This is a genomic window from Brevundimonas sp. TWP2-1, assembly GCF_049897645.1.
Lineage (GTDB): Bacteria > Pseudomonadota > Alphaproteobacteria > Caulobacterales > Caulobacteraceae > Brevundimonas.
On the sequence record NZ_JAFCWR010000001.1, the window covers coordinates 985,925 to 1,000,110 of the forward strand.

The following is a 14,186-nucleotide window of genomic DNA, read 5'->3' on the forward strand; positions in this document are numbered from 1 at the left end:
AGGACCTGGGGACCTAGAGATAGGCCCCCACCTGCCAGGGCACGAACTCGTTGTCGCCGATGCCCAAGGCCTCGGACTTGGACGGCTCGCCCGAGGCGACATCGAGCATCTTCTGGAAGATGACGGCGCCGACCTCGGCCAGGCTGGTCCCGGTCAGCACGGGCGACGCGTCGATGTCCATGTCCTCGTCCATCCAGTTCGCCAGTTTGGCGTTGGAGGCGACCTTGATCGACGGCGCAGGCTTGGCGCCGAAGACTGAGCCCCGGCCCGTGGTGAAGACGATCAGATTGGCGCCCGAGGCGATCTGACCCGTGGCCGAGCAGGGATCGTAGCCGGGGCTGTCCATGAAGCTGAGGCCCCGCGCCTCCAGCGGCTGCGCATAGCCGATCACGTCGTTCAATGGGGTCGAACCCGACTTGGCCACCGCGCCCAGCGACTTTTCCAGGATGGTGGTGAGGCCGCCCTTCAGATTACCGGGCGACGGATTGTTGTTCAACTCCATCTGGTGCCGGTCGGCGTAGTCACGCCACCAGGCCAGGCGAGCGTTCAGCTTGTCCGCCACCTCTTGCGAGGCGGCGCGACGCAGCAGCAGGTGTTCGGCACCCCAGATCTCGGGGGTTTCAGACAGCATGGCCGAGCCGCCGTGGGCGACCAGCAGATCGACAGCCGCGCCGAGAGCCGGGTTGGCGGTGACGCCGGACCAGCCGTCCGAACCGCCGCACTGCAGACCGACGGTCAGGTGGGAGGCGGACACCGGCTGGCGTTCGATCTTCGCCGCCTCGGCGACCAGATCGCGGACGACCTCGATCCCGGCCTCGATGGCGCGGGCGGTGCCGCCCGCCTCCTGGATGGTCAGGGCGCGCAGGTGCGGACCGGCGTCCAGACCCTCGTTGGCGAGCCAGGCGGGGATCTGGTTGGCCTCGCAGCCCAGGCCGACGATCAGGATGGAATGGAAGTTCGGGTGCTTGGCGTAGCCGGCCAGGGTCCGCTGCAACAGGGTCACGTCGCTGCTGAGCGACGAGCCGCCGCAACCGCCCTGGTGTGTGAAGGCGACGACGCCGTCCACGCCGTGGGGCAGACTGGAGTCGGGGAAGGCGTCGGCGATGCGGCGCGCGACGGTGGCCGAACAGTTCACGCTGGTCAGTACGCCGATGTAGTTTCGTGTGCCGATGCGACCATCCGGGCGGACGATGCCGTTGAAGGTCGCGCCCGACAGCGGCGCGGGCGGGCGTAGATCAGCGCCGACCTCGGCCTCACGCCCGTCCTCGGCCATGGCCAGGTTTTGGACGTGGACGTGGTCGCCGGCGGCGATGGCGGTCCTGGCGCGGCCGATGACCTGGCCATAGCGGCGGACCAGCCCCCCCTCCTCCACCGCATGGCGGGCGATCTTGTGCCCGGTGGCGATGGCCGCGCGGGCCGGCGCGTCCAAGCCGTCGGGCGTATCGCCGGTCGCGATGTCGTCCAGGGCGATGGCGACGTCGTCGGCGGGGTTCAGGATCAGGACGCGGCTCACGGCTGCACTCCAGTATGTCCGCTCATCACTTGGTCTCGTCCACGATCTGGGCCGCCGCTTGAACCGCGCCGTTCCGACTGAGCGACAGATAGGCGCGGGTGACGGCGGCCACGAACCGATCATCGGCGGCCAGGGTGGGCGGGAAGACGGCGGACAGGCTCAGCAGGGCCGATACCCGCGCCGGGTCGCTCTCGGCGTCGGCCAGAAGCGTGGCCGTCTGCGGGGCGAGGGGATCATCGACGGCGAAGGTCTCGCCGCCTTCGGTTACGCCCGATTGCCATTTCATCCAAGAGGCGACGCCCAGCGCCATGGCGTCGATGCCCTGCCCGGCCGCCAGACGTTCTGCGGCCCCGGCCAGCAGCCGCTGGGGCAGTTTCTGCGAACCGTCCATGGCGATCTGGCGGGTCCGGTGCATCAGAGCTGCGTTGGAGAACCGGGCCATCAGCGCGTCGCGATAGGCGGGGATGTCCAAGCCCGGCGGCGGGTTCAGCGTCGTCTCCGCCTCGTCCCACAGGGCCTCGACATAGGCGCGGAAGGCAGGGACCGCGACGGCCTTGTGGACATGCTCATAGCCCGACAAGGCGCCAAGATAGGCGATGGCCGAATGGGCGCCGTTCAGCAGGCGCAGCTTGGCGTCTTCCCACGGTTCGACCGCATCGGTCAGTTGCACGCCGAGAGACGCGAAGTCCGGCCGTTCGCTGGCGAATCGGTCCTCGATCACCCACTGGGTGAAGGGCTCGGCCTTGACCATGCCCTGGTCCTCGACGCCGAGACGGGCCGTCAGGCGGGCGATGTCGTCGGGAATGGTCGCGGGGACGATCCGGTCGATCATCGTCTGCGGGAAAGCGCCTTCGGCCTCGATCCAGTCGGCCAGCGAAGGGTCGATCCGACGGGCCATGGCGATGACGCCGGCGCGGATGCGCTTCCCGTTGTGGGGAAGGTTATCGCAACTGATGACGGTGAAGGGCTTGAGGCCTGCGCCCTTCCTCGCGCGCAATGCTGCAACGATGAAGCCGGGCGCGGTGCGGGGCGCGGCGATATCGGCCAGATCGGCGGCGACATCCGCGTCGTCCAGCAGCAGGTCGCCGGTCGCCGGGTCGAGGCGATAGCCCTTCTCCGTCACGGTCAGGGTGACGATGTGAACGTCGGCGTCGGCCATGGCCGCGACCAGGGCGGCGGGATCTTCCGGCCCAACCAGAACGCCGCGACCGGCGCCGATCACGCGCAGATGTTCGTCAGATCCGTCGCGGACGACCAGGGTGTAGAGGCCGTCCTGGGGGTTCAGTTGGTCGCGCACGCCGGGCGACCGCAGCGAGGCGCCCAGCACGCCCCAGCGCAGGTCGCCGCTCGCCAGGGCGTCGTCGAACACGACCGCCTGGTGGGCGCGGTGGAAGGCGCCGATGCCCAGATGGACCACGCCGGTCTTCACCTGGGCGCGGTCGTACCCGGGAATGGCGACATCGGCGGGCAGGGCCGAAAGGGCCGTGTCGGAAAGACGGGTCACAGCTTATAGGCCGCCTTGACCAGACCATAGGTCAGGGCGTGGGCCAGTTCGTGGGCCTCGTCCTCCTCCATCCGATGTTCGACCACCAGCTTGGCCAGGAAACCGCAGTCCATGCGTCGGGCGACGTCGTGACGGGCCGGGATCGACAGGAAGGCGCGGGTGTCGTCGTTGAAGCCGACGGTGTTGTAGAAGCCCGCCGTCTCGGTGACCTGCTCGCGGAAGCGACGCATCCCCTCGGGGCTGTCGTGGAACCACCAGCTGGGGCCCAGCTTCAGCGCCGGATAGTGGCCGGCCAGGGGCGCCAGTTCGCGGCTGTAGCTGGTCTCGTCCAGGGTGAAGAGGATCAGCGACAGGCGGGTGTCCGACCCGAACCGGTCCAACAGCGGCTTCAGCGCCCGGACGTAATCCGTCCGGGTCGGGATGTCGCATCCCTTGTCGCGGCCGAACCGGTTGAAGACGGTGGCGGAGTGGTTACGGAAACTGCCGGGGTGCAACTGCATCACCAGCCCGTCCTCGACCGACATCGCAGCCATTTCGGTCAGCATCTGCCCCCGGAACAGTTCGGCGTCGGCAGGCGTCGCGGGAGCCGTCGAGACGCGGCGGAACAGGGCCTCGGCCTCGACCTTCGACAGATCGGCGGTGAAGGCGGTCGGGTGGCCGTGATCGGTCGAGGTGGCACCCATTTCGGCGAAGAAAGCGCGTCGGTCGCGCAGGGCCTGGAGGTAACCGTCCCAGCTCATCGTATCGCGACCGGTCTGTTCGGCCAGAACTTTCAGATTGTCACGGAAGCCCTCGTAGTCGGGGTCCAGCACCGGGTCGGGACGATAGGCGGTCAGCACCCGCCCCTTCCAGCCCGAGGCCTTGATGGCCTTGTGATGCTCCAGCGTCTCGAGCGGCGACTCCGTCGTGGTCAGGACCTCGATATTGAACCGCTCGAACAGGGCGCGGGGGCGGAAGGCGTCGGTCTTCAGCGCGGCGTCGATGACGTCGTAATAGTGATCCGCCGTCTCGGCCGACAGCCGCACGTCTATGCCGAAGGCCTCAGCATAGACCCAGTCATGCCACATCCGCGACGGCGTGCCCCGGAACAGGTGATAGTTCTCAGCGAACCGACGCCAGATCTTCCGCGGATCGGTCTCGACCGGGCCGCCGTCCGCGCGGGGAACGCCCAGGTCCTCCATCGCCATCCCTTGCGAGTGCAACATGCGGAAGACGTAGTGGTCGGGCGTGATCAGGAGTTCAGCCGGATTGGCGAAGGGCTCGTTCAAGGCGAACCAACTGGGGTCCGTATGGCCGTGCGGGCTGATGATCGGCAGGCCCTTGATCTCTGCATAGAGGCGCCGCGCCACCGCGCGGGTGTCGGCGTCGGCCGGAAACAGGCGATCGGAATCGAGCTTGAGCGGATGAGCCATGACGTCCTTCACTGGTCCTCAATACGGAGGCGTTGGATCGCCTCGCGAGACTGATCCCCACCAGATACTATGCCGGGGAGAAAAAGACACCGGTTACCACGATATTGGAGAACCAGTTGCTGACACGAAGGCGCGCACTAGTGCGTTTTGTCCGCCGACGGATGCAAGGTCGCCTTGCGTCCCGGCGCGAGGCTGGACATAAGGGCCAACACCGCACTCGCGGGCCGGCTTAGCTCAGTTGGTAGAGCGCCAGTTTTGTAAACTGGATGTCGCGGGTTCGATTCCTGCAGCCGGCACCATCTCTATGCGACCATCGGGGACATGGCCGACACAACCAACAAGCTGGGCCACAAGATCGGTGCGCGCGGCGGGAGAACCCGCCAGGCGATCCTCGACGCGACCCAACGCCTGTTGAACGAGCGGCACTACGGCGAAATCCGCGTCGCCGATCTGGCCCTGGCGGCGGGCGTATCGCCGTCGAATTTCTACACCTATTTCAAGACGGTCGAAGAGCCTGTTCTGGCATTGTGCGAGGTTGCGGCGACCGATTTCCAGGGTCTGGCGACGCATTTCCAGGCCGACTGGCCGGGTGACAAGGCCTTTGCAATCGCCCGCGCCTTCATTCTGGACGTTATGGCGATCTGGCGAAGCCACGGCCAGGTGCTGCGGGTCGAACATATGCTGGCGGACAATGGCGACGTGGCCTTCGTCGAGAGCCGGGTGCGCCGGCTACGCCGCCTTCACCTGGCCATCGAACGCCGCGTGGCCCAGGCCCATGCCAGCGGCCTGCATCCCAAGGACTATAATCCGCGCCTGGCCTCGTACCAGATCGCCTCGATAGCAGAATCGACGGCGGCCAGTTTCGACCTGCTGCGGCGTGCTGACACGCCGGAAGCTATTCTGGACACGGCGGCCATCATCATCGTCAAGCTGACGACCGGGCGTTAGAGCCCCAGCGGCCCGTATAGCCAGGTCAGCCATATCCCCACGGCCAGGAAGACGCCAAAGGGCAGCTTTTCGCTTCCGCTGACCGTGCGACGCACCACCAGCATGCCGAAGACGAGGCTGAGGCCGACGGCGCAGGACCACAGCAGCACGCTGGGCAGACCGATCCAGCCGACCCACGCCCCTGCCCCGGCGAACAGGAAGGGATCGCCCCCGCCCAGGCCGTCGCGCTTGCGGATCGCCTTATAGAGCCAGCCGACCAGCCACAGGCCGCCGAACCCGACCACGCCCCCAATCAGATGCGACAAGGCCAGATCCCAGCTCGTGCAAATGGCGACGACCAGACCCGTGGCGATCAATGGCAACGTCAGGACGTCGGGAAGCCAGAAGTTCTCGCCGTCCACAATGGCGATCAGAAGCAATTGCCAGCCCAGCACCGCCGTAGCCGCCATCAGAAAGACGGACGTCCCGCCGCCGGCCGCCCAAAGCGCGGACCAAATGCCGACCGCCCCTGCCGCCAGTTCGATCAGCGGGTAGCGTTGGGAAATGCGAGTCGAACACCGCGCGCAACGGCCTCGCAGGGCCAGCCAGCTGAACAGCGGGACCAGCTCCCAGGCGCGCAAGGGCTGGTCGCAGCCCCGGCAACGCGAGCGCGCCACGACGATATCCTCGTCACGCGGCAGCCGCACGCTGACGGCGCCGATGAAACTGCCGAAAATCAGGCCCAACCCGCCCATGACGGCGGCGGCGATCACAGGGTGCATCGAGACGTCCAGACGGCGGCGAACCGCCTTGGCTTAGCCGCCTCCGAGCGCCACCGCCACATGATAGGTCACCAGCGACGCCAGATAGGCCAGACCGAACATGTAGCCGATCATGATCCAGGTCCATCTCCACGAGTTGGTCTCGCGCTTGACCACGCCCAGAGTCGCCACGCACTGGGGCGCGAAGATGTACCAGGCCAGGAAGGATAGAGCCGTCGCCAACGACCATTGCGCCGACAGGGTCGAAGCCAGGAGACCGGTGGCGTTCTCGGTGTCGGCAATCGCGTAGGTGGTGGCCAAAGCCGCCACCGCGACCTCACGCGCCGCCATGCCGGGGATCAGGGCGATGACCATCTGCCAGTTGAAGCCGATGGGCGCGAAGATCGGCTCCAGCGCCCGACCCAGCATGCCGGCGAACGAATAGTCGATGGCCGGCAGGGTCGCGTTCTCGGGCGGATAGGGGAAGGTCGCCAGCACCCACAGGATGATCACAGCGGGCAGGATGATGCGGCCGGCGCGGTTCAGAAAGATCTTGGCCCGGAGCCACAAGTTGAAGCCCACGCTCTTCAGGTCGGGCGTCTTGTACGTCGGCAGCTCCATCATGAAGGGCTCGACCGCCCCGCGCCAGAACACCTTGCGGATCACCAGCGAAACCAGAAGCGCGCTGACGATGCCGGCGGCGTAGAGGCCGAACATCACCAGACCCTGCAGATTGGCGAAACCCCAGACTGTCTCGTTGGGAATGAAGGCCGCGATGATCAGCGTATAGACTGGTATCCGCGCCGAGCAGGTCATCAGGGGCGCGACCAGGATGGTGGTCAGGCGGTCGCGCTTGGAATCGATCACCCGCGCCGCCATCACGCCGGGAATGGCGCAGGCGAAGCTGGACAACAGGGGAATGAAGGCGCGGCCGTGCAGGCCAGCCCCGCCCATGATCTTGTCCATCAGGAAGGCCGCGCGGGCCATGTAGCCGAAGTCTTCCAGGGCGATGATGAACAGGAACAGGATCAGGATCTGCGGCAGGAAGACAAGCACGCTGCCGACGCCGGAAATGATTCCGTCCACGATCAGGCTTTGCAACAGGCCATCGGGCAGGACATTGGCGACCAGACCGCCCAGCCAGCCGATGCCGGCCTCGATGCCGTCCATCAGGGGCGCGGCCCAGCTGAATACGGCCTGGAACATGACGAACAGAAGGGTGAACAGGATGACGAGGCCGGCGACCGGATGCAGCAGGATCGAATCGATCTTGCCGGTCAGGGTGTCGGGCCGCTCGGGCGGGCGCACGCAAGCCTTCATGATCCGCTCGGCTTCACGGGCGGCGGTGCGCAGCTGGGCGGCATCGGGGCTATGCCACTGGCTTTCGGAAACGGCGGCGACGGCGGCCCGGTCTTCGATGGCGGCGATCAGATCGTCGATACCGCGCTTGCGGGTGGCGACCGTGGTGATGATCGGCACGCCCAGTTCGGCGCCCAGCCTTTCCAGATCGATCCGCAGCCCCTGACGCTGGGCGATGTCGTACATGTTCAGCGCCAGAACCATGGGCCGACCGACCGCCTTCAGCTCCAGGATCAGACGCAGGACCAGGCGCAGGTTGGTGGCGTCGGCGACGCAGACCACGACATCGGGCGGCGTCTCTCCGGCCAGACGCCCCAGGACGGCGTCGCGCGTGACCTCTTCATCGGGACTACGTGCGCGCAGGGAATAGGTGCCGGGCAGGTCCAGCACCGACATGGTCCGGCCCGAGGCGGCGCGGATCAAGCCTTCCTTGCGCTCCACCGTGACGCCGGCGTAGTTGGCGACCTTCTGGTGCGCGCCGGTCAGGGCGTTGAACAGGGCCGTCTTGCCGCTGTTGGGATTCCCGACCAGGGCGACGCGAGCGGTCTTCAGGGCGATGTCCATCAGTTGGCCTCAGACCGGGCGGCGTCCAGCTTTATCGTCAGGCTCTCGGCTTCATGGCGGCGGAGGGCCACGCGCATGTCGTCCACCTTCATGGCGATTGGGTCCTGACCGAATAAGCCTTCGTGCAGCAGTTCGATCTGCGCGCCCTCGACGAAGCCCAGTTCGAGCAGGCGGCGCTCCAGCTCGACTGCTTCTCCTTGATGGTGACAATGGGCGCCCACCTGGACGATGACGCCGCGATCGCCGCGTCGGGCCTGGCTCAGCTTGATGGTGTCAGTCAATTTTACGCTCGCACGGGCGAGGCCGCTCCCCAGCGGCTCCGCGTTTCTTTGACACTGATTATCAGGTGCGAGCCCCCCGCGTCCAGCAGGACAGCTTGACCAATTGCCGCGCCGACGCATTGCGCTATCACAGGCTGAACAGGAGCCGCCATGACCCGTTTCGCCCTCGCCGCCCCGCTTCTTCTTGCCCCCATCGTCGCCTTGGCCGCCTGTGGTCAGGGCGAGCCGTCATCGACGGCCCCGACCAAGCCCGTTCACGTCCTGACGGAAACGGAGAAGGCGACGCTGCTGGCCTCCCTGCCCGCCCCTTACAATGCTGGCGATCTGGAGAACGGCCGCCGCGTCTTCGCGCGCTGCCGCGCCTGCCACACCATCGGCGAAGGCGGCCCAGACATGGCGGGGCCGAACCTGTACGGCGTATTCGGGCGAAAGGCGGGGGATCGGCCGCGCTACAACTATTCCAACGCCATGCGCACTGCAGACTTCACTTGGGATGCGGAGAAGCTGGATCACTGGCTGGAGAACCCGCGCACCTTCCTCCCCGGCAACAAGATGACCTTCCCCGGCCTGCCCGACGCGACGGATCGCCGTGACGTCATCGCCTTCCTGAAGGTGGAGACGGGTTACCAGCCTGAGCCGGCGCCCGCCTCCTGATCCATCAGCCTTCCGGCAGTTCCTTGGGTCCGCCTTCGCGCATTTCCTGGGCTTCCCATTCCTCGATCTTGCGCGAGGTCCATTCCGGCGACTTGGTGAAGCGGGCTAGGACGCCATAGATCACGGGCACCACGAACAAGGTCAGGACGGTGGCGAAGATGGCGCCGGTGAAGATCACCACGCCGATCGTCTGACGGCTGCCGGCGCCGGCGCCCTGCCACAGCACCAGCGGCAAGGCGCCGAAGGCGGTAGCGATCGAGGTCATGATGATCGGCCGCAGACGCAAGGACGACGACTCGATGATCGCCTCGCGGATCGACCGGCCCTGGTCGCGCAGCTGGTTGGCGAACTCGACGATCAGAATGCCGTTCTTGGCCGCGACCCCGATCAGAATAATCAGTCCGATCTGGCTGTAGATGTTCAGGCTGGACCCGGCCATCAGCAGGCCGAACAGCCCGCCCGCCGCCGCCAGCGGAACCGTCAGCATGATGACCGCCGGCGTGATCCAGCTTTCGAACTGGGCCGCCAGCACCAGGAAGACCAGCAACAGCGCCAGTCCGAAGGCCGCGAACACCGCTCCGCCCGCCTCCTGCTGGTCGCGGGCCGCGCCGCCCCACTGAGTGACGACACCGCCCTGGGGCTGTTTGGCCGCCTCGGCGCCGAGGAACTGGATGGCGTCGTCGATGGTGGTGCCGGGGTTCAGGTCGGCCTGCAACGAGATCGACCGCTGACGATCCAGACGGCGACGGTCCGGCGTGTCACCGCTGGTCTTGGTGGTGACCACGGCCGACAGCGGCACCAGTTGCCCGCCACCGGTTGCGACATACAGGGCCTCCAGGTCCGCGACCTCACGCCGGTTGTCGCGCTCGGTTTGCAGGATGACATCGTATTCCTGCCCGCCCTTGATGTAGGTGGTGGCGGTACGCGATCCGAACATGGTCTCCAGCGTGCGACCGATGGACTGGGACGACACGCCCAGCGCCGCCGCCTTCTGCGGATCGACATCGACCAGCAGGCGCGGCGAGTTCGGCTCATAGTTCAGGCGCGGACGCGAGAAGCCGGGATTGGCCTGGGCCGCCGCCAACATCGGTTGAAGCCAGTTGTAGATCTGCTGGTAGTCGGTGCCCGTGGCGATCAGCTCGATGGAGTTGGAGTTGCCGCCCCCGCGTTGGAAGGCGCCGGGGGTCGAGGCATTGACCTGGGCGTCCGTCTGCCCGCGCAACTTGCCGTTCAGTTCCTGGGCGATCTCGGCCGCCGTCCGGTCGCGCATGGACCAGTCGGCAAGGGTCAGGACGGCGTTGCCGGAGTTGAAGCTGCCGCCGCCGAAGCCCGGCGCGGAGACCAGATAGCTGTCGGCCTCGCCGTTCGCCTTGTATTCAGCCAGCAGAGGTTCCAGCCCCAGCATGATCTTGCGGGTATAGTCAAAACCGGCGCCCTCGGGGCCGGCGACGCGCACCGTCACCCGGCCACGATCCTCGTCCGGCACCAGTTCGTTGGGCAGGGTCAGGAAGATGCCGCCCGCCCCCGCCGCTACCAGCAGGATCAGGGCGCCGACGCCGATCACCGCTATCCGCCGGCCCAGCATCATGTCCAGCGATCGCGCATAGGAGCGCTTCAGCCGATCCATGCCCCAGTCCACCCGACGCGCGACCCAGCCGCCGCCGTGCGCTGGTTTCAGAATCTTGGACGCCAGCATCGGCGACAGGCTGAGCGCAAGGAAGGCGGAGAAGGCCACGGCGGCCGCGATGGCCGCCGCCAGTTCGACGAACAGTCGCCCGACATATCCCGGCAGGAACAGCAGAGGCGCGAACACCGACAGCAGCACGATAGTCGTGGCCACGACGGCGAAGAAGACCTGACGCGCGCCGCGTTCCGCCGCGACCAGAGGCGGCTCGCCCAGGTCCAGACGACGCTGGATGTTCTCGACCACGACGATGGCGTCATCCACCACCAGGCCAATGGCCAGCACCAGAGCCAGCAGAGTCAGAAGGTTCAGCGAGAAGCCGAGCGGCGCCAGGACGATGAAGGTCGCCAGCAGGCAGATGGGCGCCACGATGGACGGAATAAGCGCCGCCCGCAGACTGCCCAGGAAAATAAAGTTGACCAGGGCCACCAGGGCCATGGAGATGCCGATGGTGATCCAGACCTCGTCGATGGCGTGCGAGGTGAAGACCGAGTTGTCCGACCCGATCTCGATCGTCACGCCCGGCGGCAGAGTCGGCCGGATTTCGTCGATCATCTCATGGACGCCGTCGGAGATGGCGAGGTCGTTCGACTGGGCCTGACGTGTCACAGCCAAGCCGATCTGGTCCATGCCGTTGCCGCGGAACAGGCGACGATCCTCCTCCGGCGCCTCCTCGACGCGGGCGACGTCGCCCAGACGGGTGACGTAGGTCGGCTGGCCTTGAATAATGGCCGACGAGCCGCTGCCCGTCCCTGTGGCGACGGACGCCGAGGCCGAGGCCGAACCGGCGGTGCCGATGGGCAATTGTCGGAAGTCTTCCGGCAGGGCGTAGGTGCGCGCCACGCGGACGGTGTAGTCCTTGTCCGTGGATTCCAGCGAACCGGCGGGCAGTTCGACGTTCTGGTTGGTCAGGGCCGTCTCGACGTCGTTGACCGTCAGGCCGCGCGCAGCCATGGCGGCGGAATCCAGCCAGAGCCGCATCGAATAGCGCTGCTCGCCATAGATGTTGACCTGGGCCACGCCGGGCACGGTCGCCATCCGATCGACCAGATACCGGTCGGCGTAGTCGGTCAGCTGAAGCCTGTTCATGCTGGTCGAGCGCAGGAAGACGATGATGATCGGCTGGCTGTCGGAATCGGCCTTGGCCACTTCCGGCGGGTCAGCCTGGTCCGGCAGGCGTCCGACCACGCGACTGACGCGGTCGCGCACGTCGTTGGCGGCGTCGTCGATGTTGCGGTCCAGCGAGAACTCGATGTTCACGTTCGAACGGCCGTCGCGGCTGGTCGAGTTAATGCGCTCGACGCCCTGGATGCCGGCGATCTGCTGTTCGACAGGCTCGGTGATCCGGCTCTCGATCACCTCGGCCGAGGCCCCGGCATAGGTGGTGTTGACCGAGACGATGGGCGGATCGACGTCCGGCAGTTCGCGAACAGGCAGGAAGAAGAAGGCCGCCGCGCCGATAACGCACAGCACGATAGCGGCGACGGCCGCGAAGACGGGCCGCCGGACCGAAACGTCGGACAGCATCATTGGGCGGCGCCCGACTTGCGGTCGGCAGCCGACTTGCGATCTGCGCCCGCGACGCTGACCGGCGCGCCCGGCTGGATGCGGTTCAGGCCTGAACCCACGATACGGTCGCCGGGTTCGATGCCCGACAGGATTTCGACGAAGCCGTTTTCGACGGCGCCGGCCTCGACCTCGACGCGCTGGGCGGTCGAGCCGTTCTGGCCGGGCGCAATGCGATAGACGAAGGCGCCGGCGCCCTCATATTGAACGGCCGATTCCGGGGCAGCCGCCGCCTGGCGCTGGCCCTGCTGAACCACGACGCGCAGCAGCATGCCGGGGCGGATGCGGCCGCCGGGATTGGCGAACTCGGCGCGGGCCGTAGCGGCGCGGGTCGTTTCGTTGACGCGGGTGTCGATCAGGGCGATCCGGCCCTGGAAGGGTTCGTCGCCATAGGCGTCCGCCGTCGCCGTCAGTTGGGCGCCGGGCTGAAGCAGGTTCAGGTAGCGTTCCGGCAGGGGAAAATCGACGCGAATGGTCGAGGTGTCGTCCAGGGTCGCGATCACCGCGCCCGGATTGATCAGCGTGCCCGCCGTCACCGTCGTCAGACCCATGCGGCCCGCGAACGGCGCGCGGATAACGCGGTCGCCGCGTCGCGCCTGTGCGGCCTCAAGCGAAGCTTGGGCGGTCTCCAGCCCCGTCTCGGCCTGTTCCAGCATCACCTGGGGCGCGATGCCCCGGTCGGCCAGGGCCTTGTAGCGATCATATTCCCGCTGGGCCTGATTGACGTTGGCGCGGGCCTCGATGATGGCGGCGTCTTCCTCGCGCGCCTGAAGCTCGACCAGGGGCGCGCCGGCCGACACCAGCTGGCCGTCGGCGAACAGAACGCGCGTGATCAGTTCGGTGGTCGAGGAGGTGATGTTCACCGACCGCTGCCCGCGCGCCACGCCCAGCACCCGAATCTGGTCCGAAAACTGACGCTGGCCCACGACGGCCTGCGACACCTCCTGTCCGCCACGTCGGCCGCCTGCGGCGCCCGGCCCTTGGGCGGACTTTTCGTCTCCGGTGGTGATCTTGACGATGGCGGCGACGACCATCAGCCCCAGTAGAACGGCTGCGGCGATGAGGAAGAAGTGACGTTTGATCACGCGGGGGTCTCTCGGTCAGGGGGACGCCGCATGCATTACCGGGTAATGAAGTGCGCGCAATGTTACGTATCAGTAACGTGGCGGATCACATTTTCCGTCGCAGAAATCTTCCCCTAAAAACGACGCCACATCGCCAGGACAGGCCCACGGGCGATTGCGGCCTCTCGGCCTGCGACGGTTTGTCTCCATCCGGCCTGCACGCTCCAGCCCCCGAAATCGCGCACCACCGAGGTTTCCAGCGATAGCCAGCGCGACCCGCCGTCCGCCGCCCCGCCGAACGCCTGGCCCAGCACCATCCAGTCGCGACCGATCCGCGCGCCCGCCGTGGCGTCGATGCGCGTCTCGTCCGGCAGGCCGTCGCGCAGGCGCCGCGCGGCCTGAAGCTCGACGAACGATCCGTCCATGCCCCAGCGCGCGCCCATTTCGCCCAGGGATCGGCCGACCGACACCCGCGCCTCCCAATCGTGCTCGCCGACGCCCGGCTGGGCATAGCCGGCGTTGCGCCCCTCCCCGGCCCAGGTGTAGCCGCCATATAGGCTGACGGCGTTGCGGTCGTCGCGCCAGACCTGCCAGGTCGCGCCGATCTCGATGGGGCCGCGCCCGTTGTAATCGACGAAGGCGTCCTCGCCGTCCTGCCAGTCGGCCTTCAACTGCAGGGTCAGCCGGTCCGATGCGCCGTATTCGGCGAACAGGCCCAGCGCCGCGTCGCGCCGTTCGCCGGGCAGGTCGCGCTCCTCGCCAGAGGCGTCGAAACCGCTATCGGCGCTCAGCCGCTCATATTTGACGATCGCCTGCCCCTTGCCTTTGGGCTGAACCCAGGCGCCGGCGAAGGCCGGAGCGGGCGTCAGCGCACCTAGCGCCAACACCGCCGCAGCC

11 protein-coding genes and 1 tRNA gene are annotated in these 14,186 nt (G+C 67.2%); 3 read left to right on the forward strand and 9 right to left on the reverse strand.

The window, feature by feature from the left end; all coding sequences use genetic code 11:
* Positions 1–13 precede the first annotated feature (13 nt).
* From ACP7BH_RS04985 to uxaC, 3 genes are read right to left on the reverse strand one after another with little or no spacing between them, the layout of a single operon-like run.
* On the reverse strand, positions 14–1,513 hold the full coding sequence (locus ACP7BH_RS04985) for a UxaA family hydrolase (RefSeq protein ID WP_425983190.1): 1,500 nt from the start codon (positions 1,511–1,513) through the stop codon (positions 14–16).
* 25 nt (positions 1,514–1,538) lie between these two features.
* Positions 1,539–3,017, reverse strand: coding sequence for a mannitol dehydrogenase family protein (locus ACP7BH_RS04990; RefSeq protein ID WP_425983188.1), 1,479 nt, complete (start codon positions 3,015–3,017; stop codon positions 1,539–1,541).
* Positions 3,014–4,429 carry a glucuronate isomerase gene (gene uxaC, locus ACP7BH_RS04995; RefSeq protein ID WP_425983186.1) on the reverse strand — a complete coding sequence of 472 codons (1,416 nt, stop codon included), beginning with the start codon at positions 4,427–4,429 and terminating at the stop codon, positions 3,014–3,016. The genes ACP7BH_RS04990 and uxaC overlap by 4 nt, the downstream gene beginning before the upstream one ends.
* A gap of 223 nt (positions 4,430–4,652) precedes the next feature.
* Between uxaC and ACP7BH_RS05000 the strand changes: the two genes are divergently transcribed.
* Both ACP7BH_RS05000 and ACP7BH_RS05005 read left to right on the forward strand, forming a co-directional pair.
* A tRNA-Thr gene (locus ACP7BH_RS05000) sits at positions 4,653–4,728 on the forward strand.
* A 22-nt stretch (positions 4,729–4,750) separates the two neighbouring features.
* The gene (locus ACP7BH_RS05005) at positions 4,751–5,377 is read left to right on the forward strand and encodes a TetR/AcrR family transcriptional regulator (RefSeq protein WP_425983184.1); all 627 of its coding nucleotides are present in this window, start codon (positions 4,751–4,753) and stop codon (positions 5,375–5,377) included.
* Here ACP7BH_RS05005 and ACP7BH_RS05010 read toward each other — a convergent pair.
* From ACP7BH_RS05010 to ACP7BH_RS05020, 3 genes are read right to left on the reverse strand one after another with little or no spacing between them, the layout of a single operon-like run.
* On the reverse strand, positions 5,374–6,138 hold the full coding sequence (locus ACP7BH_RS05010; RefSeq protein ID WP_425983182.1) for a prepilin peptidase: 765 nt from the start codon (positions 6,136–6,138) through the stop codon (positions 5,374–5,376). The genes ACP7BH_RS05005 and ACP7BH_RS05010 overlap by 4 nt on opposite strands.
* A gap of 33 nt (positions 6,139–6,171) precedes the next feature.
* The gene (gene feoB, locus ACP7BH_RS05015; protein WP_425983181.1) at positions 6,172–8,040 is read right to left on the reverse strand and encodes a ferrous iron transporter B; all 1,869 of its coding nucleotides are present in this window, start codon (positions 8,038–8,040) and stop codon (positions 6,172–6,174) included.
* On the reverse strand, positions 8,040–8,321 hold the full coding sequence (locus tag ACP7BH_RS05020; protein WP_425983179.1) for a FeoA family protein: 282 nt from the start codon (positions 8,319–8,321) through the stop codon (positions 8,040–8,042). The genes feoB and ACP7BH_RS05020 overlap by 1 nt, the downstream gene beginning before the upstream one ends.
* Before the next feature lie 150 nt (positions 8,322–8,471).
* Here ACP7BH_RS05020 and ACP7BH_RS05025 point away from each other — a divergent pair, with 150 nt between their 5' ends.
* A complete protein-coding gene (locus ACP7BH_RS05025) occupies positions 8,472–8,975 on the forward strand; it encodes a c-type cytochrome (protein WP_425983177.1) in 504 nt (167 codons plus the stop codon).
* 4 nt (positions 8,976–8,979) lie between these two features.
* On the opposite strand, the gene ACP7BH_RS05030 is transcribed toward ACP7BH_RS05025, so the two are convergent.
* The 3 genes from ACP7BH_RS05030 to ACP7BH_RS05040 form a co-directional block, all read right to left on the reverse strand.
* Positions 8,980–12,186 carry an efflux RND transporter permease subunit gene (locus ACP7BH_RS05030; RefSeq protein WP_425984793.1) on the reverse strand — a complete coding sequence of 1,069 codons (3,207 nt, stop codon included), beginning with the start codon at positions 12,184–12,186 and terminating at the stop codon, positions 8,980–8,982.
* Positions 12,186–13,310 (reverse strand): efflux RND transporter periplasmic adaptor subunit, encoded by a 1,125-nt coding sequence (locus ACP7BH_RS05035; RefSeq protein WP_425983175.1) that lies wholly within the window; start codon positions 13,308–13,310, stop codon positions 12,186–12,188. Before ACP7BH_RS05035 ends, ACP7BH_RS05030 begins: the two co-directional genes overlap by 1 nt.
* 113 nt (positions 13,311–13,423) lie before the next feature.
* Entirely contained in the window at positions 13,424–14,176 is a 753-nt protein-coding gene (locus tag ACP7BH_RS05040; protein ID WP_425983173.1) for a hypothetical protein, read from the reverse strand.
* Between the last annotated feature and the right edge of the window lie 10 nt (positions 14,177–14,186).

What these genes read in the sequence shown, in the direction of transcription:
- uxaC (WP_425983186.1), bottom strand. Translation starts at nt 4,429, where the DNA reads ATGGCTCATCCGCTCAAGCTCGATTCCGATCGCCTGTTTCCGGCCGAC.
- ACP7BH_RS05005 (WP_425983184.1), top strand. Translation starts at nt 4,751, where the DNA reads ATGGCCGACACAACCAACAAGCTGGGCCACAAGATCGGTGCGCGCGGC.
- ACP7BH_RS05010 (WP_425983182.1), bottom strand. Translation starts at nt 6,138, where the DNA reads ATGCACCCTGTGATCGCCGCCGCCGTCATGGGCGGGTTGGGCCTGATT.
- feoB (WP_425983181.1), bottom strand. Translation starts at nt 8,040, where the DNA reads ATGGACATCGCCCTGAAGACCGCTCGCGTCGCCCTGGTCGGGAATCCC.
- ACP7BH_RS05025 (WP_425983177.1), top strand. Translation starts at nt 8,472, where the DNA reads ATGACCCGTTTCGCCCTCGCCGCCCCGCTTCTTCTTGCCCCCATCGTC.
- ACP7BH_RS05030 (WP_425984793.1), bottom strand. Translation starts at nt 12,186, where the DNA reads ATGCTGTCCGACGTTTCGGTCCGGCGGCCCGTCTTCGCGGCCGTCGCC.